This is a genomic window from Tepidimonas taiwanensis, from assembly GCF_020162115.1.
GTDB classification, from domain to species: domain Bacteria; phylum Pseudomonadota; class Gammaproteobacteria; order Burkholderiales; family Burkholderiaceae_C; genus Tepidimonas; species Tepidimonas taiwanensis.
Genome location: NZ_CP083911.1, coordinates 62,948 through 81,336 on the forward strand (window position 1 = coordinate 62,948; position 18,389 = coordinate 81,336).

Here is an 18,389-nt window from a genome sequence, read left to right on the forward strand (position 1 = left end):
CCTTTTTGTTGCATTGCAGCAAAAAAGCGACGAACGGTCAGGACATCAACCACCGGGCTGCAGCGGCAACTCGACGCAGCGCAGATCCGGATCCTCCGGGTGTGGGCGGATGGCAAAGCCGAGCCGCTCCACCAGCGCGAGCATGCCCTTGTTCTCGCGCAGCACGGTGCCGACGATGCGGCGCGTGCCATGACCGCGCAGGTAGCGGATCAGCCGCTCCATCAACAGCCGCCCCAGCCCACGGCCCTTGAGGTCCGAGCGCACCAGGATGCCGTATTCGGCGGTGTCGTTGTCCGGGTCGCAGATGCCGCGCACGACGCCGATCGTCTCCGGCCGACCATCGGGCCCGGTGCGGGTGGCGATGAAGGCCATCTCGCGGTCGTAATCGATTTGCGTCAGGCGCGCGAGCTCCGAGTGTTCGATGCTGCGGCGGCTGTAGAAGATGCGCAGCCGGATGTCTTCCGGGTCCATCTTCTCGAGGAAGGCGAGGTGCTGGGCCTCGTCCTCGGGACGGATCGGGCGCACGGTGATCGTCCCGCCCTGCCACGCGACGGTTTCCACGAGCTCCTGCGGGTAGGGGCGGATCGCGAAGCGCGCCGCCCCGCCGGGTCGGTCGGCGCTCACGCGCACGCGCGCGTCCAGCGCGACGGCCCCTTCGGCATCGACCACCAGCGGGTTGATGTCGATTTCGGCGATTTCCGGCACGTCCGCGAGCAGCTGCGACACCGCCAGCAGCGCGGTGTGAATCGAGGGCCGGTGCGCCGGCGGCACGTCCCGGTAGCCGCGCAGCAGCCGCGCGATGCGCGTGCGCTCGATCAGCGACTCGGCCAGTGCGACGTTGAGCGGCGGCAGGGCGAGTGCCCGGTCCGCGACCACCTCCACCGCGATGCCGCCCTGTCCAAAGAGGATGACCGGACCGAAGAGCGGATCGATGCTGGCGCCGATGATGAGCTCGTGTGCGTGCCGGCGCTGCACCATCGGCTGCACCGTGAAGCCCGCCAGCCGCGCGTCGGGCCGCCGCTCGGCCACGCGCGCGAGCATCGCGCGCGCCGCCTCCACCACCTCCTGCGCGCTGTGCAGGTTGAGGCGCACCCCGCCGACGTCGGACTTGTGCGTGATGTCTTCCGAGAGGATCTTGAGCACGACCGGGTAGCCCAGCGCCTCCGCGGCGGTGGCGGCGGCCATCGGATCAGGGGGAACCGTGCGCACGGGTGTCACCGGCACCCCGGCGAGCCGCAGCAGCTCCTTGGCCTGCGGTTCGGTCAGCCACTCGCGCCCCGCTGCCAGCGCCTCGTGCACCAGGCGGCGGATGCCGTCGAGGTCCGGCGCCAGGCCCGCCGGCAGCGCCGGGGGCGTCTCCATCAGTTCCGCCTGGTGCCGGTGGTACTGCCGCAGGAAGGAAAACGCCCGCACGGCTTCCTCGGGCGTCGGGTAGTCCGGGATGCCCGCGGCGCGAAAACGCGCCCGGGCCTCGGCGACCGCGCCGTGCCCCAGCCAGCAGCCCAGCACGCGCGGCGGGCGTTCGCTCGCCAGTGGCAGCAGCGCCTCGGCGATCGTCTCGCTGGGCACGATCGCCGTCGGCGCCTGAATGAAGAGGATCGCGCTGTCGCGGTCCTCGCGCAGGATGCGCAGCGCATCGACGTAGCGCTGCGCCGGCGCGTCGCCAATGATGTCGACTGGGTTGGCGCGCGACCAGTTGCCCGGCAGTACCGCGTCCAGGCGCGCGATCATGTCCGGGGAGAGCGTTGCCAGCTCGACCCCCATGTGGGCCGCGGCATCCGCCGCCATCACGCCCGCGCCGCCGCCGTTGGTCAGCACCAGCAGCCGCTCGCTGCGGTTGTCGCGGAAGCGCGCCAGCAGCTCCACGGCGAGGAACAGCTGGTGCAGCGTGTTGACGCGCAGCATCCCCGCCCGCGAGATGGCGGCGTCGAACACCTCGTCCGAGCCCGCCAGCGCCCCGGTGTGTGACGCCGCCGCGCGGCTGCCCTGGGCGGAGCGGCCCGCTTTGACGAGGATCACCGGCTTGTTGCGCGCCGCGGCGCGCGCTGCCGACATGAACTTGCGCGGCGCCGTGACCGACTCGACGTACATGAGGATCGCGCGCGTGCGCGCGTCACTGCCGAGGTAGTCGAGCATGTCGCCGAAATCGACATCGGCGTGCTCGCCGAGCGAGACGAAATGCGAAAACCCGATGCCGCGGTCGTTGGCCCAGTCGAGCACGGCCGTCACCAGCGCGCCGGACTGGGAAACGAACGCGATCTGTCCTGGCTGCGCGTCGGCGTGCGCAAAGCTCGCGTTGAGACCGAGGTGCGGCACCAGCATGCCGATGCAGTTGGGCCCAAGGATGCGCAGCGTGTGGCGGCGCGCGGCGTCCAACATCGCCTGCTTTTGCTGGGCATCGAGCCCGGCGGTGACGACGACCGCCGCCCGCGTGCCGCGCGCCCCTAGCGCGGCGATGAGACGCGGCATGGTGGCCGGCGGCGTGCAGATCACGGCCAGATCCGGCGCGTGCGGCAGGTCGTCCAGATCACGCGCGACCGGCACGCCCAGATCCGGCTGGCGGGGGTTGACGGCGAACAGCTCACCCCGGAAGCCGCGCGCGAGGTTGCGCCAGACGGTGGCACCGACGCTGTGCGGCCGGTCCGACGCGCCCAACACCGCGACGTGGCGGGGCGCGAAGAGGAATTCGAGGTTACGGATGCTCATGCGGGCGCGTCTCCGGTTGGGCAGGGGCGGGAGAGGGCGGCGTCGACGGGGGCGCCGCGCCGCGTGGCGGGGAGGCGGCCATCCACGCGATCAAGGACGAGCGCATCGCCTCCTCCACGGACATGTCGATCGGGGTGATCCAGGCGCGCGGCACGAACACCGTGTAGCCGCCGATCATGTACCCCATCGGCAGGTAGACCGCGACGCGGTCGCCCGGCAAAAAGCCGGCCGGCAGACCGTGCAGGTGGTGGCGCGTGACGAGCCCCACGACCTCCCACTCGGCACCGGGCGGGCGCAGGATGACCACCTGTTGCGGCGTGGCGTCGCGCCGATGCGGCGCGAAGTAGTCGGCAAAGCTCTTGAGCGACGAGTAGATGCTCTTGACGACCGGCAGGTTGGTGAACGGCAGCTCCACCCAGTTCAACAGGCGCGCCGTGGCGTGGGTGGAGACGAGAAAACCGGCCAGCAGCACGAGCGCTGCAGCCAGCACCAGGCCCAGGCCCGGCACGTAGAAGTCGCCGATCAGCGGCCGCAGCAGGGTCAGCGCGAAGCGCTCCGACCACACGACCAGGGCGTATAGCAAGTACAGCGTGATGCCGATCGGCAGCACCGCCAGCAGCCCGCGCAGGAAGTATTGGGACAGGCGTTTCATCGCGAACCGCGGTATAGCAGGGATCGATGTCAGTCCGGCGACACGGCGCGCTGCGCCAGCGCCGCCTGGTACAGCGCCCCCTTGGGCACGCCGGTGATGGCGCTGGCGAGCCGGGCGGCGGTTTTGACCGGCAGCTCGGCCAGCAGCAGCGCCAGCACGCGCTGCGCCTCGGCGGGCAGCGCGTCGTCGTCGGCCGGGGGCGCGGCTGGCGGGTGCACGACGAGCGTGAACTCGCCACGGTGGCGCTGTGCGTCGGCGGCGAGCCACGCCTCGAGCGCCGCGCAGGGCAGGGTGGCGATCTCCTCGAACTGCTTGGTCAGCTCGCGCCCGACGGTCACGGGCCGCTCGCCGAGCGCGGCCAGCTCGCGCGCGAGGGCGTCGATGCGGTGCGGTGACTCCAGCAACACCAGCCCCGTGTCCAGCGCGCGCCAGCGCTGCCACGCGCGCTCCCGCGCCGCGCCCCGCGGGGGCAGAAAGCCGACGAACGTGACCGCGCCCTCCGCGATGCCGGCGACGGACAGCAGCGCGGTGACGCTGCTCGGCCCTGGCACCGGCACGACGCGCAGCCCCGCCGCGCGCACCGCTGCGCACAGGCGCGCGCCGGGGTCGCTGACGCCGGGCGTGCCCGCGTCGCTGACCAGTGCGATGCGCTCCCCGGCGCGCAGCCGCGCGAGGATTCCCTCGGTCGCCTGCCGCTCGTTGTGCTCGTGCACGGCCAGCAGCGTCGCCTGCACGCCATAGGCCTGCAGCAGGTGGCGCGTGTGGCGCGTGTCCTCGCAGGCGATGGCGTCGGCAAGGGTGAGCACGTACAGCGCGCGCAGCGTGATGTCGGCCAGATTGCCGATCGGGGTGGCCACGACGTACAGCGCCCCGGCCGGATAATGCTGGTCGCGCGCCAGCCGCGCCAGGGGACCGGCGTGGTCGGGCGAGGCGGGCAGACCGGCGGACAGGGGGAGGTCGTTCACGATGGCAACGGATCGGCAGCAGACGGCGCGGGCGGGCCGCCCGGCCACCAAAACCCGGGGCGACGCGGCGGAAGCGGCGGCGCTGCGCTATTTGCTCGACGCGGGGTTGCGTCTCGTGCGCCGCAACGTGCGCAGCCCCGGGCGCGGTGGGGGCGAGATCGACCTCATTATGGCCGAGCCCGACGGGACCCTGGTGTTCGTCGAGGTGCGCCAGCGCACCCGCACCGACCACGGCGGCGCCGCCGCGTCGATCGGCTGGCACAAGCAGCGCCGCATCGTCTGGGCGGCGCGCCACTACCTCGCGCGGCTGCCGCGCGTGCCCCCGTGCCGGTTCGACGCGGTGCTGATCGACGGGGAACTCGACGGCGCGGCCCCGCCTCGGATCGAGTGGCTGCGCGGCGCGTTCGACGCCACGGCGGCCGACGGCTGACCCGCTAAGATCGCGCCCATGCTCGTGCACCGTATCCAGCAACACTTCGTCGATGGCGCGGACCTGCAGTACCAATGCGCCCAGGCCGTCGGGGCGGCGCTGGATGCCGCGGTCGGCGTGCTGCTGTCGGGGCTGACCGCCGGAGGCAAGGTGCTGGTGTGGGGCAGCGGCGTGTCGGCCGCGCTGGCGCAGGCGTTCGTCGCCCAGCTGGTGGGCCGCTTCGAGCGTGAACGGCCGGAGCTGGCGGCGCTGGCGCTGGGCACGAACCCCGCTATCTCTACCGCAGTCGCGGCAGGGGGCGAGGCCGCGTCCTGGCCTTGGCTGCGGCAGCTGCGCGCGCTCGGGCTGCCTGGGGATGTGCTGGTGGTGCTGGCCGCCGGGGCGCCCGGGCCGGACACGCTGGCCGCGATCGCCACGGCGCACGAGCGCGAGATGGCGGTGGTGGCGTTCACGGGCGCGCGGCCCGGGGACGTGCTGGATGCGCTGAAGGACACGGACGTGCTGGTGGCGGTGCCGACCGAGCGGCCGGCGCGCGTCGTCGAGGCGCACCTGGTCGCGCTGCACGCCGTCTGCGATGCCCTGGATGTCCAACTGCTCGGCGACGACGCCGAAACGGAGACCGTCGAACCATGAAAACCCCTGCATTCCGCCCGCACGCGACCCCGTGGCGCGCGCTGATCGTGACCCTGTCCGCCGCGGCGCTGCTGGTGCCGCTGAGCGGGTGCGCCCCGCTGGTCGCCGGTGCCGCGGTGGGCGGCACGGTACTGGTGGCGACCGACCGCCGCACCACCGGTGCGCAGGTCGAGGATCAGGCCATCGAGCTCAAGGCCGCGAACCGCCTGCGCGAACAGCTGGGCGAGCGCGCGCGCATCAGCGTCACCAGCTTCAACCGCCGCGTGCTGCTGACCGGCGAGGTGGCGTCGGAAGCCGACCGGCAGACGGCGCTGCGCATCGTGCAGGGTGTGGACAACGTCGCCGGCCTGGTGGACGAGCTGGCCGTGATGGGCTCGCCGTCGCTGACCGCGCGCTCGGCCGACGCGCTGGTGACGGCGCGCGTCAAGGCCGCGTTCGTCGACGCCGCTGATCTGCAGGCCAACGCGTTCAAGGTCGTCACCGAGCGCGGCACGGTGTACCTGATGGGGCTGGTGACGAAACGCGAGGCCGACCGTGCGAGCGAGATCGCGCGCGCCGTGCCGGGCGTGCAGCGCGTGGTGCGCGTGTTCGAGTACCTGAGCGAAGCCGATCTGGCGCGGTTGCAGCCCGCCAAACCCACGGGCGAAAGCGCCGCGCCCAGCCGCTGACCAAGTGCCACCTGCCCGCGGACCAAGGGCGGGACAGGGTGCCGGATCAGACGCCGAGCCGCCCCGGTCGGGGCGGTATGACAGGCGGGGGACGGTGGGTTGCGCCCGTTAGGGGCGGCGGGCTCAACGAAGACGACGGATCAGGCTGGAGGTGTCCCAGCGCCCGCCGCCCATGCGCTGCACGTCGGCGTAGAACTGGTCCACCAGCGCCGTGACCGGCAGCGTCGCGCCGTTGCGGCGGGCTTCGTCCAGCACCAGGCCGAGGTCCTTGCGCATCCAGTCCACCGCAAAGCCGAAGTCGAAGCGGTCTTCGACCATGGTCTTGCCGCGGTTGTCCATCTGCCAGCTCTGCGCGGCACCCTTGCCGATGACGTCCAGCACCAGCGGCATGTCGAGCCCCGCGCGCTGACCGAAGGCGATCGCTTCGGACAGCCCCTGCAGCAGCCCGGCGATGCAGATCTGGTTGACCATCTTGGCCAGCTGTCCGGCGCCGCTGCCACCGATGCGCGTCACGGCGCGGGCATAGGCGAGGATCACCGGGCGCGCGCGCTCGAACGGCTCGACGTCGCCGCCGCACATCACGGTGAGCACGCCGTTTTCGGCGCCGGCCTGCCCCCCGGAGACGGGGGCATCGACGAAATGCAGCCCCCGCTCGCGGGCGATGGCGTGGAGTTCGCGCGCGACCGCAGCCGACGCCGTCGTGTGGTCGACGAAGATCGCGCCGTCGCGCATGCCCGCAAAGGCACCGTCGTCGCCGAGCGTGACGGCGCGCAGGTCGTCGTCGTTGCCCACGCAGGCGCAGACGATGTCGGCCCCGGCGGCGGCCTCGCGGGGGCTTGCGGCCATGCGCACGCCATGATCGGCGTATTGCGCCACGAAGGCCCGGGCTTTGGTGTCCGTTCGGTTGTAGACGGTGACGGCGTGCCCCGCATAGGCCAGGTGAGCGGCCATGGGAGCCCCCATCACGCCCAACCCGATAAAAGCGACACGGCGCGGCTCGCAGGGCTCATACGAGGGCTTACGGTGAGCGGTCGACATGACGCGGCAATATCCCGTCAAGCGAAAGGGGTTCAAAGGATTTGCAAGTGCTCGGTACCGGCGGCCAGATCCATGTTGCGCGCGCGCCGGCTCTCGAGTTTGATGCGGACTTTGACGTCGTTTTGCGAATCCGCGTAGCGAACGGCGTCTTCGTACGAGATCAGATAGGACTCAAAGGCGTTGAACAGGGCTTGGTCGAATGTTTGCATGCCCACCTCGGTGCTGCGCTTCATCACTTCCTTGATCTCCTGCACCTCGCCTTTGGCGATGAGGTCGGCGATGAACGCAGTGTTGAGCAGCACCTCGACGATGGCCACACGCCCCTTGCCGTCCTCGCGCGGCAGCAGCCGCTGCGCGACCATGCCGCGCAGGTTGAGCGAGACGTCCTTGAGCAGCTGGGCGTGGCGCTCGTGCGGAAAGAAGTTGATGATGCGCTCCATCGCCTGGTTGGCGCTGTTGGCGTGCAGCGTGGCCAGACACAGGTGCCCGGTTTCCGCGAACGAGATCGCGTGCTCCATCGTTTCGCGGTCGCGGATCTCGCCCATCAGGATGACGTTGGGGGCTTGGCGCAGGGCATTTTTGAGTGCGATGTCCCAGTTCTCGGTGTCGATGCCGATTTCGCGCTGCGTCACGATACAGTTTTTGTGCGTGTGCACGAACTCCACCGGGTCCTCGACCGTGACGATGTGGTCGTGCGTTTGCTCGTTGCGCCAGTCCAGCATCGCCGCCAGTGTGGTGGATTTGCCGGTGCCGGTGCCGCCGACGACGATGCAGATGCCGCGCTTGGCCAGCGCGAGCTGCTTGAGGATCGGCGGCAGCCCCAGCTCGTCGATCGTCGGGATCTTGGCTGGGATCTTGCGCAGCACGAGGCCGACCTGCCCCATCTGCACGAAGGCGTTGACGCGAAAGCGTCCGATGCCGGCCGGTGCGATCGCGAAATTGCACTCCTTCGAGCGTTCGAACTCGGCGGCCTGGCGGTCGTTCATGATCGCCCGCGCCAGCGCCTGGGTGTGCTGACCCGTCAGTGGTTGCGGCGAGACCTTGGTGATGACGCCATCGACCTTGATGGCTGGCGGGAAGTCGGCTGTCAGAAACAAGTCACTGCCGTTACGGCTGATGAGCAACCGCAACAGCTCGTGGATGAACTGGGTGGCCTGGTCGCGCTGCATGCTGCGGCCTTCCGTTGCGTTAGAGCGGGAAATTTTCAGGGTTTTTGGCCTTGGTGCGTGCTTCGGCGGCGGTGACCACGTTGCGCCGCACCAGATCGATGAGCGCCTGGTCGAGCGTTTGCATGCCGTACTGCTGTCCGGTCTGAATGGCCGAGTACATCTGCGCCACCTTGTTTTCGCGGATGAGGTTGCGGATGGCGGGGGTGCCGATCATGATTTCGTGCGCGGCCACGCGCCCCTTGCCGTCGGCGGTCTTGAGCAGCGTCTGCGAGATCACGGCGACCAGCGACTCCGACAGCATGGCGCGGATCATCTCCTTTTCTTCCGCGGGGAAGACGTCGACGATACGGTCGATGGTTTTGGCCGCACTCGACGTGTGGAGGGTGCCGAAGACCAGGTGGCCGGTTTCGGCCGCGGTCATCGCGAGGCGGATGGTTTCCAGGTCGCGCATCTCACCGACCAGGATCACGTCCGGGTCTTCGCGCAACGCCGATCGAAGCGCCGCCGCGAACGAGTGCGTCATCGGGCCGACCTCGCGCTGGTTGACGAGGCTTTTTTTCGATTCGTGCACGAACTCGATCGGGTCCTCGATCGTCAGGATGTGTCCCGGATCGTGCTCGTTGCGGTGGTTGACCATCGCGGCCAGCGTCGTCGATTTACCGGAGCCGGTGGGGCCGGTCACCAGGACGAGTCCGCGCGGTTTCATCGCCAGATCGGCGAAGATGCGCGGGCAGTTCAAATCCTCCAGCGTCAGCACCTTCGACGGGATGGTGCGGAACACCGCCGCCGCACCGCGGTGCTGGTTGAACGCGTTGACACGAAAACGCGACAACCCCGGAATTTCAAACGAAAAGTCGCACTCCAGAAACTCCTCGTACGCCTTGCGCTGCGCATCCGTCATGATGTCGTACACCATGGCGTGCACCTTTTTGTGATCCAACGGCTCGACATTGATGCGCCGCACGTCACCGTGTACCCGTATCATCGGGGGCAAGCCCGCAGAGAGGTGGAGGTCAGAAGCTTTGTTTTTGACCGCGAAGGCCAGCAGCTGTGTTACGTCCATATTCCGCAGATTATGGCAACGATTGCGCGCAATCTCCAAGCTGTCCGTGAGCGCATTGCAACAGCGTGCGCACGCCACGGGCGCGAGCCGTCGGCGGTGCGGCTCTTGGCGGTGTCCAAAACTTTTGGCCCGGAAGCGGTGGCCGAGGCTGCGGCCGCGGGGCAGACGGCGTTTGGCGAAAACTATGTTCAGGAAGGTCTGGCCAAGATCGCCGCGCTGCGCGAGGCGGGCGTGACGGGGCTGGCGTGGCACTGCATCGGACCGCTGCAGCGCAACAAGACGCGCGCGGTGGCCGAGGCGTTCGACTGGGTGCAGTCAGTGGATAGGCTTCAGATCGCGCAGCGTTTGAGCGACCAGCGCCCGGCGCACCTCGCGCCGCTGAACGTGTGCTTGCAGGTCAATATCGACGGTGCCCCGACCAAGGCGGGGGTGCCCCCGGAGGAAGCGCTGGCGCTGGCACGCGCGGTGGCGGCACTGCCGCGGCTGCGCCTGCGCGGGCTGATGGCGATCCCCGACCCGGCGCCCGATCCCGACACTGCCCGCGCGGTGTTTGCGCGCGTGGCGGCGTTGTTCGCCGAGGTGCGCGCCGCGCTGGGAAACCCCGTGGATTTCGACACGCTGTCGATGGGCATGAGCGACGACCTGGAGCCCGCGATCGCGGCCGGCAGCACGATGGTGCGGGTCGGCAGCGCGATCTTCGGGCGGCGGGTCTACGCTCCGGGCGGTTGATCCGGCGGCGCAACCCGCGCGCGCTTGGTCGTTCGGTCGACTTCAATCCAGCGCCATCAGGGTGGCGTTGCCCCCCGCGGCCGCGGTGTTGGTGCTGACGCTGCGCTCGGTCAGCGCCGCCAGGGGCACGGTCATACGGTCGTCCCAGCGGTGCACGGTGACCACCGGGCCTGCTTGGGCGGCCAGGGCCTGCTGCAGCGCTACCAGCGCGGCGGCATCGCCGTCGAACAGCACGGTCTCCACCTCGCCCAGGCCCGCGGCATCGGCGGCGGGGATGGCATCGGCACCCGCCGCCCGCACCGCCGCGGCCATCCGTTCCCGTACCGCACCGTCGGTGGTCACGCACCCCACGCGGCCGCGCGGCAGCAGCCGGTACTCGTCGCGCTGGCCCGTGGGGCCGCGCAGCACCACCGGGGCGCGCCAGTCGTCGGGGTCGGCCGCACCGGCAAAGGCCAGCGCGCGCCGCAGCGCGTCCGCCGGTGTCTGCGCCAGCAGCCGGTACAGGTACAGCGGCCCGCCGGCCTTGGGGCCGGTACCCGACAAGCCCTCGCCACCGAAGGGCTGCACGCCCACCACCGCGCCGACCATGTTGCGGTTGACATAGTGGTTGCCGGCGTGCACACGGCCGGTGAGCGCATGGATGGTTTCGTCGATGCGGCTGTGCACGCCGAAGGTCAGGCCGTAGCCGGTGGCGTGGATCGCGTCGATGAGCGCGTCGCGCTGCTCGCGCCGCCAGCGCAGCACGTGCAGCACGGGGCCGAACACCTCGCGCTCGGGCAGCGCGAGGCCGTCGAGTTCGATCACGGTGGGCGGCACGAAGGTGCCGGCGCTGGCGTCCTCGGGCGGCAGCGCCGCTTGCCAGACGCGGCAGCCGCGCGCGCGCATCGCCTCGATGTGGGCGAGGATACGCCCGCGCGCCTCGGCGTCGATCACCGGGCCGACGTCGGTGGCCAGCCGGGCCGGGTTGCCCACGCGCAATGCTTCGACCGCGCCGCGCAGCATCGCGAGCAGCCGGTCCGCTGCCTCTTCCTGCACGCACAGCACGCGCAGCGCCGAGCAGCGCTGCCCTGCGCTGTCGAACGCCGAAGTGATGACGTCCTGCACGACCTGCTCCGGCAGCGCGGAGGTATCGACGATCATCGCGTTTTGTCCGCCCGTTTCGGCGATCAGCGGCACAGGGTGGGCGCGGCCGTCGGCGTCGAGCCGCACACGGTGGGCCAGCGCGCGCTGCAGCAGCCGCGCGACCTCGGTGGAGCCGGTGAAGACCACACCGGCGATGCGGGGGGCGGCCACCAACGCGGCACCCACCGTCTCGCCCGCACCCGGCAGCAGCTGCAGCACATCGCGCGGCACACCCGCGGTGTGCAGCAGCGCCGTCATGCGCGCCGCGACCAACGGCGTCTGCTCGGCCGGCTTGGCCAGCACCGGGTTGCCCACGGCCAGCGCCGCGGCGATCTGGCCCGTGAAGATCGCCAGCGGGAAGTTCCACGGGCTGATGCACACCACCGGCCCGAGCGGCGCGGCGTCCCCGGGCCAGTGCGCATCGCGCACCTGCGCGCCGTAGTAACGCAGAAAGTCGATCGCCTCGCGTACCTCGGCCACGGCGTTGGCGGCGGTCTTGCCCGCCTCGCGCGTGAGCAGCGCGACAAAGGCGGGCAGGTCGGCCTGCAGCGCGTCGGCGGCGCGCGCCAGCGCCGTGGCGCGCTCGGCCGCCGGGGTGCAGGTCCACGCTGTGGCGGCGGCGCAGGCGGCATCGACCGCAGCCGTGACCTGGGAGACGGTCGCCTCGCGTACCGTGCCGATGCGCTCGCGCACGTCGGCGGGGTTGACGATGACGCGCGTCGGGCCGTCGTCGGACGCCGGAACGGTCGGGGCCAGCAGCGGTGCCGCGTCGAGCGGTGCCGCGCGGCTGGCGGCCAGTGCCGCGTCCACACGCGCCAGCGTATCTTCGTCGGCCAAGTCGAGCCCGGCGCTGTTGGCGCGCGGCTCGCCGTACAGGGCCGCGGGCGCGGCGATGCGCGGGTGGGGCAGGCCCGGCGCGCCCTCGGCAGCGGCCCAGCGCTCGACGGTGGTCACGGGGTCTTCGGTCAGCGCCTCGAGCGAAATGTGCGGGTCGGCGATGCGGTGCACGAAAGACGTGTTGGCCCCGTTTTCCAGCAACCGCCGCACGAGGTAGGCCAGCAGCGTTTCGTGCGTGCCCACCGGCGCGTAGATGCGGCACGGGCGCCCGAGGCCCCCGGCACTGACCGGGGCGACCACCTGCTCGTACAGCGGCTCGCCCATGCCGTGCAGGCACTGGAACTCGTACTGGTGCGGGTGCCACGTCGCGGGGTCGGCCATTTCGTGGATGGCCGCCAGCGTGTGGGCGTTGTGCGTGGCGAACTGCGGGAACACCGCATCTGGCGCGGCCAGCAGCGCGCGCGCGCAGGCCAGGTACGACACGTCCGTGTACGCCTTGCGCGTGTAGACGGGATAGTCCAGCCCGTCGAGCTGGGCGCGCTTGATCTCGCTGTCCCAGTACGCGCCTTTGACGAGCCGCACCAACAGCCGGCGGCCGCTGCGTCGCGCCAGCGCGATGACGTGCTCCACCACCGCGGTGGCGCGCTTCTGGTACGCCTGGATCACGAAGCCGATGCCCTGCCAGCCGGAGAGCGACGGCTCGAAGCACAGGCGCTCGAGCAGATCCAGCGAAATTTCCAGCCGGTCACACTCCTCCGCGTCGATGTGCAATCCGATGTCGACCGCGCGCGCCGCCTGCGCCAGCGCCAGCAGCCGCGGGTAGAGCTCGTCCATGACCCGCGCATACTGGGCGCGGCTGTATCGCGGGTGCAGTGCCGACAGCTTGATCGAGACCCCGGGGCCGTCGATGACGCCGCGACCGGCGTTGGCCGCGCCGATGGCGTCGATCGCCGCACGGTAGGCGTCGAAGTAGCGCTGCGCGTCTTCGGCGGTCAGCGCCGCTTCGCCCAGCATGTCATACGAGTAGCGAAAGCCCTGCGCCTCGCGCCGCTGCGCGCGCTGCAGCGCCTCGGCGATGGTCTGGCCGGTGACGAACTGCTCGCCCAGCAGGCGCATCGCCAGGTCCACCCCTTGGCGCACGAGCGGTTCGCCCCCACGGCGCAGCAGCCGGGTCAGCGCGCCGCCCAGGCCGTCTTCGCTGTGCGTGGCGGTGAGTTTGCCGGTCAGCAGCAGCCCCCAGGTGGCGGCGTTGACGAACAGCGACGGACTCTTGCCGACATGTGCGCGCCAGTCGCCGCGCCCGATCTTGTCGCGGATCAGCGCGTCACGCGTGGCGGCGTCCGGGATGCGCAGCAGTGCTTCCGCCAGACACATCAGTGCCACGCCCTCCTGCGACGACAGCGAATATTCCTGCAACAGCGCCTGCACCAGCCCCTCGCGGCCGCGTTGCGGCGCGCGCTGCCGCAGCGTAGCGGCCAGCCGTTGGGCGAGGGCCGCGACGCGCGCGCGCTGCGCGTCGCTCAGGCGGGCCTGTTCCAGCAGACGGGGCACGAGCGCCGTTTCCGGCGCGCGGTGCAGCGGCGGCAGGGCGCTCGACGTGGCGGCGCGCTCGATCGGGCCGTCGGCAAAGGGCGGGGTGGCGCACGTGGTGTTGTCGGGGCGCAGCCAGCGGGGCGGGACGGTGGCGTTCATGGGGGAGCCTTGCGGGATTGCGATGGCGACAGTCTGCGCTGGTTTTGACGAAATGAAAGTCGGTTTTTTGCGTATAAATTAGATAAAAATCACGATATCATCGGCCGATGCCGTCACGGATTCAGCTGGTGCCGCTGCCCGGGCAGCCCGCGGCCGGCCAGACCGCTGGGCGCGCCGTTGTCAGCCCGCGGGAGGGGCCTGTGCGGCCCACCACCCTTTGCACGAACGGACGTCCCATGCCTGATCTTGACCGCATCGACCTGCGCATCCTCGACGTGCTGCAGCGCGACGGGCGCATCACCAACCTGAAGCTGGCCGAGGCCGTGGCGCTGTCACCCACGGCGGTGCTGGCGCGCGTGCAGCGCCTCACGCGGGAGGGTTACATCCTGGGTTACGAGGCGCGACTCAATCCCGCCAAGCTGGGCGGCGGGCTGCTGGTGTTCGTGGAGGTGCTGCTCGACCGCACGACGCCGAACGTGTTCGAGCAGTTCAAGGCGGCGGTACAGGCGTCGCCGCAGGTGCTGGAGTGCCACATGGTGGCCGGCGGCTTCGACTATCTCGTCAAGACGCGCGTGGCGGACATGGCGGACTACCGGCGCTTCGCCGGCGACGTGCTGTGGCAACTACCGGGGGTGCGCGAGACACGCACGTATGCCGTGATGGAGGAGGTCAAGAACACCCACCACCTGCCGCTGTTCTGACCGCGTGGGTGGCAGCGTATCACGAGGGGTGGGGAATGCCAACCGGGGGCGCACAGGGGCAACGGGTAAGTTCTTCGGGGGAACCGTTGCCTTCTGCGGCGCGCACGGGTGGATGTGGCAGTGTACGCGCCCGCGCCATTGACCACTCTGGGGTGGCCAACGGTGCCGAGACGGGTGACACGGTGACCGGTTGCTCGGCAGGGGATCCGTGGCGACTAGGCCGCGCGGCGCAGCGCCGCCGCCCGCGGGCGCAGCAGGCCGAAGAGGTTCTTCGGGTCGTCCAGGTCCGGGATCAGGTCCAGCGTCTCGCCGAGGCCCAGCCTTTCGGCCGCCGCGTGGACGAAGCGCAGCGCCGCGTAATCCTCGAGCGCGAAGCCGACCGAATCGAACACCGTCACCTCGGCCGCGTCGTGTCGGCCCGCTGCCCGCCCGGTGAGCACCTCCCACAGCTCGGTGACCGGAAAGTCGGCCGGCAGCTGCTGAATGTCACCCTCGATGCGCGTCTGCGGCGCGTACTCGACGAAGACGCGCGCGCCCCGCAGCACGTCCGGGTGCAGCTCGGTCTTGCCCGGGCAGTCGCCGCCGACGGCGTTGATGTGCATGCCGGGCGCGATCATCTCGGGCGTCAGGATGGTGGCGTTGGTCTTGTCCGCGGTGACGGTGGTGACGATGTCGGCCCCGCGCACGGCCTCGGCGGTGCTGGCGCAGCGGGTGAGCGTCAGGCCACTGCCCTGCAGGTTGGCGACGAGCTTGTCGGTGGCGGCCGGGTCGACGTCGAACAGCCGCAGCTCGCGCACGCCCAGCAGGTGCTGGAACGCCAGCGCCTGGAACTCGGCCTGCGCACCGTTGCCGATCAGCGCCATCACGCGGCTGTCGGGGCGCGCCAGCGCCTGCGCGGCCAGCGCCGACATCGCCGCAGTGCGCAGCGCAGTGGTCAGCGTCAGCTCGCTCAGCAGCAGCGGTGCACCGGTGGCCACGTCGGCGAGCACGCCAAACGCCATCACGGTGGGCAGTCCCTCGCGCGTATTTTTCGGGTGGCCGTTGACGTATTTGAAGCTGTAGAGCCGCTCGTCCGCGATCGGCATCAGCTCGATGACGCCGTCGCGCGAGTGGTTGGCCACGCGGGCGCACTTGTCAAAGTCCGCCCAGCGGCAAAAGTCCTCGCGGATGTGGTCGGCGATGCCGCGCAGGCAGGCCTCGACACCGAGCGTCTGCACGAGCTGCACCAGCGCTGGGGCGCTGAGGTAGCGGGTGGCAACGCGGGCGGTGGCAGGATGGCGCATGGGGAGTCTCCGGGGATGTTTGGAATGGAAAAAGCATCAAAAAATGGGTGTGCCGAGAGTCTCCCGCAGGCCGCTGTCAATGTAAAACGGCAAAATGTTGTCGAAATGGGCGAAAACTGTCGAAATGGCAGAGTGCCCTGAGCAAATCGACCAACCCGCACCCGACGACCATGGATGAACTGGACCAGGCCCTGATTTCGCTGCTGCGCCGCAACGCGCGGCTGAGCGTCGCCGATCTGGCGCACAAGCTGCGGGTCTCGCGCGGCACGGTGACCAACCGGCTGCGCAAGCTGGAGGACGCGGGCGTGATCCTGGGCTACACGGTGCGCCTGCGCCCGGAGGCGGAGCCCGAGCGCATCCGTGCCTGGATGAGTGTGTTGGTCGAGGGCAACCAGACCCGCGCGGTGATCGCCAGCCTGCTTGGCGAGCCCGGGGTCGTCAAGCTGCACGACACCAACGGCCGATGGGATTTGCTCGCGGAGCTGGAGGCCACATCGATGCACGAACTCTCCGACATCCTCGAGCGCATCCGGCTCATCAAAGGCATCCACAGCACCGAGACCAGCATACACTTGCGCACCTACCGCTGAGGGGCGGCCAACACGGTTCGGTGTGTATGCACAAGGTGCCACTCGCGCGCTCGTGCCGCGGTGGCTGGGTCGCTGCTGCGGTCACATTGACACCCGGCATCCGTGGGCCGTGAGCCCCGGCCCACGTCGGCGTGTATGCTCCTGTGCTGCCATGTCGTCGTCCCCGCCGCCGTCTGCCCATACCGCCTGGATCGATTTTGGCGATCCGCTCGCGCCCGAAGCGCCGCGGTGGCGCTGGCGCTTTGGCGCGCCGCGCCGCTGGTGGGTCGCGTGGCGGGCGGACGAGGTTCCTGCTGTGCTCGATGCGGTGCACGCTGCGTCGTGCGCTGGCGCGTGGTGCGTGGGATGGGTGGCGTATGAGGCTGCGGCCGCCGCCGGGTTGCCTGTCTCCGCACCTGCTGCCGGTCAGGCGCTGGCGGTGTGGGCGGCCTTCGATCGGGCCGAGCCGTGGCCGATCGAGCCGACGGCCGCCGATGGACCTTGCCCCGCGTGGCAGGTGCAGGGCTGGACCCCTGCGTGGGACGAGGCTGCGATTGCACAAGCGGTCCAGCAAGTGCGCGACCGCATCGAGTGCGGGGAGTTTTACCAAGTCAACCTGACGCAGCGGGTGCGCGCTCAGTGGCGGCCCGCGGGCGACACCCCTGTGCAAGCGGCGTTGTTGGCGTGGTTTGAGCGCTTGCTCGACGCGCAGCCCGGCGGCTATGCCCTGCTGTTGGACGCTCGCGCCGCAGGGGTGCAACCGTGGGCGGTGGCCAGCGTGTCGCCGGAGCTGTTTGTTGATTGGTGCGGCTCGACCTTGACCACCCGCCCGATGAAGGGCACGGCCGCGCGAGTGAGCGACCCCGAGCAGGACGCAGCGCGTGCGCGCACGTTGCAGGCCGACCCCAAAGAGCGGGCGGAAAACGTCATGATCGTGGACCTGCTGCGCAACGACCTGGGCCGGGTGGCGCAGCTGGGCAGCGTGCGGGTGCGCGACCTGTGGCAGGTGCAAGCGCTGCCCACCGTGTGGCAGATGACGTCGACCGTGCAGGCGCAGGCGCGGGCCGGCTTGCGCTTGTCGGATCTGTGGCGAGCGTTATTTCCCTGCGGCTCGGTGACGGGGGCGCCCAAACACCAGGCGATGGCGTGCATCCGCGCGCTGGAGCGTGACCCCCGCGGGGTTTATTGCGGCGCGGCCGGCATCGTGCAGCCGGGCGGGCGCGTCACACTCAACGTGCCGATTCGCACGCTGGTGCTGACGGGGGAGCCCCAGCGGTCCACTGTCGTGGTGGGCGTTGGCAGTGGGGTGACCTGGGGTTCTTCGGCGCAGGGGGAAGCCGCGGAGTGGCGCGCCAAGCTCGCGTTCGTGGCGCGGGCGGATGCGCCATTCGCGCTGCTGGAGTCGTTGCGACTGGAGCGGGGCCGCGTCGCGCGGGCGCGATCACACTGGCGTCGCCTGCACCGAGCGGCCCTGCATTTCGGGTGGTGGTGGGCGGGTGCGCCGCAGGCCGTGCGGCGGCGATGGTGGGACGCGCTGCGTGCGGCCGCGCGTGCGCATCCGCAGGGCATTTGGAAGCTGCGCGTGGTGGTGGAACGTTCGGGCCAAGTCCAAGCGCAGGTCACGCCGGTGCAGCCATGGACGTTACCCGTGTCGATCGCGCTGGCACACGAGCCGATGGCTGCCGCGGACGACTTCGTGCGGCACAAGACCACGCGACGCGATGCCTATGCGCGCTTCGTTGCTCCCCCGGGTTGTGTGGACGTGCTGCTCTACAACGCTGCCGGGGAGATTACCGAGTGCACGATCGGCAACATCGCAGCATGTGTGGACGGCCAGTGGGTCACGCCGCCGCTGTCGTGCGGGCTGCTGCCGGGGGTGATGCGATCACACCTGTTGCGCCAGGGGGTGTTGCGCGAGGCCCGGCTGACCCTCGATGACATACCGCGCGTCACCCGCTGGGCGCTGATGAACAGCGTGCGCGGCTGGGTCGAGGTGCGGCTGGTGCGCCCTGGCGACTGAGGCACCTCCCGGTCGCTGGGGCGGCGGGGCGGCCAACCAGATGGGCTGCGGCACCGCAGCGGCACGCTTGCCCAAGGGGCGTGTGGAGACCGCAGTCGGGGCACCCAGACGA

15 protein-coding genes are annotated in these 18,389 nt (G+C 70.5%); 7 read left to right on the forward strand and 8 right to left on the reverse strand.

Annotation, left to right across the window (positions count from 1 at the left end; genetic code table 11):
* Window positions 1–45 precede the first annotated feature (45 nt).
* The 3 genes from LCC91_RS00340 to rsmI are packed head-to-tail and all read right to left on the reverse strand — an operon-like array spanning window position 46 to window position 4,296.
* Window positions 46–2,706 (reverse strand): bifunctional acetate--CoA ligase family protein/GNAT family N-acetyltransferase, encoded by a 2,661-nt coding sequence (locus LCC91_RS00340; protein ID WP_058616594.1) that lies wholly within the window; start codon window positions 2,704–2,706, stop codon window positions 46–48.
* Window positions 2,693–3,358, reverse strand: a complete 666-nt coding sequence (locus LCC91_RS00345; RefSeq protein WP_043700728.1) for a DUF502 domain-containing protein — start codon at window positions 3,356–3,358, stop codon at window positions 2,693–2,695. The genes LCC91_RS00340 and LCC91_RS00345 overlap by 14 nt, the downstream gene beginning before the upstream one ends.
* Before the next feature lie 29 nt (window positions 3,359–3,387).
* Window positions 3,388–4,296 carry a 16S rRNA (cytidine(1402)-2'-O)-methyltransferase gene (rsmI, locus tag LCC91_RS00350; RefSeq protein WP_052231558.1) on the reverse strand — a complete coding sequence of 303 codons (909 nt, stop codon included), beginning with the start codon at window positions 4,294–4,296 and terminating at the stop codon, window positions 3,388–3,390.
* A gap of 28 nt (window positions 4,297–4,324) precedes the next feature.
* On the opposite strand from rsmI, the gene LCC91_RS00355 reads away from it, so the two are divergent.
* From LCC91_RS00355 to LCC91_RS00365, 3 genes are read left to right on the forward strand one after another with little or no spacing between them, the layout of a single operon-like run.
* The gene (locus LCC91_RS00355; protein ID WP_043700731.1) at window positions 4,325–4,753 is read left to right on the forward strand and encodes a YraN family protein; all 429 of its coding nucleotides are present in this window, start codon (window positions 4,325–4,327) and stop codon (window positions 4,751–4,753) included.
* 18 nt (window positions 4,754–4,771) lie between these two features.
* The gene (locus tag LCC91_RS00360; RefSeq protein ID WP_043700733.1) at window positions 4,772–5,386 is read left to right on the forward strand and encodes an SIS domain-containing protein; all 615 of its coding nucleotides are present in this window, start codon (window positions 4,772–4,774) and stop codon (window positions 5,384–5,386) included.
* The gene (locus LCC91_RS00365) at window positions 5,383–6,054 is read left to right on the forward strand and encodes a BON domain-containing protein (protein ID WP_052231551.1); all 672 of its coding nucleotides are present in this window, start codon (window positions 5,383–5,385) and stop codon (window positions 6,052–6,054) included. Before LCC91_RS00360 ends, LCC91_RS00365 begins: the two co-directional genes overlap by 4 nt.
* Window positions 6,055–6,177: 123 nt before the next feature.
* Here the strand turns inward: LCC91_RS00365 and LCC91_RS00370 are convergent, their stop codons facing one another.
* The 3 genes from LCC91_RS00370 to LCC91_RS00380 are packed head-to-tail and all read right to left on the reverse strand — an operon-like array spanning window position 6,178 to window position 9,324.
* Window positions 6,178–7,092, reverse strand: coding sequence for an NAD(P)-dependent oxidoreductase (locus LCC91_RS00370; protein WP_043700736.1), 915 nt, complete (start codon window positions 7,090–7,092; stop codon window positions 6,178–6,180).
* Window positions 7,093–7,124: 32 nt separating this feature from the next.
* The gene (locus LCC91_RS00375; protein WP_043700739.1) at window positions 7,125–8,261 is read right to left on the reverse strand and encodes a PilT/PilU family type 4a pilus ATPase; all 1,137 of its coding nucleotides are present in this window, start codon (window positions 8,259–8,261) and stop codon (window positions 7,125–7,127) included.
* 19 nt (window positions 8,262–8,280) lie between these two features.
* Window positions 8,281–9,324, reverse strand: a complete 1,044-nt coding sequence (locus LCC91_RS00380) for a type IV pilus twitching motility protein PilT (RefSeq protein ID WP_043700740.1) — start codon at window positions 9,322–9,324, stop codon at window positions 8,281–8,283.
* 12 nt (window positions 9,325–9,336) lie between these two features.
* Between LCC91_RS00380 and LCC91_RS00385 the strand changes: the two genes are divergently transcribed.
* Window positions 9,337–10,053, forward strand: a complete 717-nt coding sequence (locus LCC91_RS00385; protein ID WP_043700742.1) for a YggS family pyridoxal phosphate-dependent enzyme — start codon at window positions 9,337–9,339, stop codon at window positions 10,051–10,053.
* Between the two features lie 42 nt (window positions 10,054–10,095).
* Here the strand turns inward: LCC91_RS00385 and putA are convergent, their stop codons facing one another.
* Window positions 10,096–13,704, reverse strand: a complete 3,609-nt coding sequence (gene putA / locus LCC91_RS00390; protein WP_143897656.1) for a bifunctional proline dehydrogenase/L-glutamate gamma-semialdehyde dehydrogenase PutA — start codon at window positions 13,702–13,704, stop codon at window positions 10,096–10,098.
* Between the two features lie 236 nt (window positions 13,705–13,940).
* Between putA and LCC91_RS00395 the strand changes: the two genes are divergently transcribed.
* Entirely contained in the window at window positions 13,941–14,405 is a 465-nt protein-coding gene (locus LCC91_RS00395; RefSeq protein ID WP_043700747.1) for an Lrp/AsnC ligand binding domain-containing protein, read from the forward strand.
* A gap of 215 nt (window positions 14,406–14,620) precedes the next feature.
* On the opposite strand, the gene LCC91_RS00400 is transcribed toward LCC91_RS00395, so the two are convergent.
* Window positions 14,621–15,688, reverse strand: coding sequence for an ornithine cyclodeaminase (locus LCC91_RS00400; RefSeq protein WP_043700750.1), 1,068 nt, complete (start codon window positions 15,686–15,688; stop codon window positions 14,621–14,623).
* A gap of 170 nt (window positions 15,689–15,858) precedes the next feature.
* On the opposite strand from LCC91_RS00400, the gene LCC91_RS00405 reads away from it, so the two are divergent.
* Window positions 15,859–16,278 carry an Lrp/AsnC family transcriptional regulator gene (locus tag LCC91_RS00405; protein ID WP_043700752.1) on the forward strand — a complete coding sequence of 140 codons (420 nt, stop codon included), beginning with the start codon at window positions 15,859–15,861 and terminating at the stop codon, window positions 16,276–16,278.
* A 151-nt stretch (window positions 16,279–16,429) separates the two neighbouring features.
* Window positions 16,430–18,277: a chorismate-binding protein gene (locus LCC91_RS00410; protein ID WP_052231552.1), complete on the forward strand. Its 1,848-nt coding sequence runs from the start codon at window positions 16,430–16,432 to the stop codon at window positions 18,275–18,277.
* The last annotated feature ends 112 nt before the right edge of the window (window positions 18,278–18,389 follow it).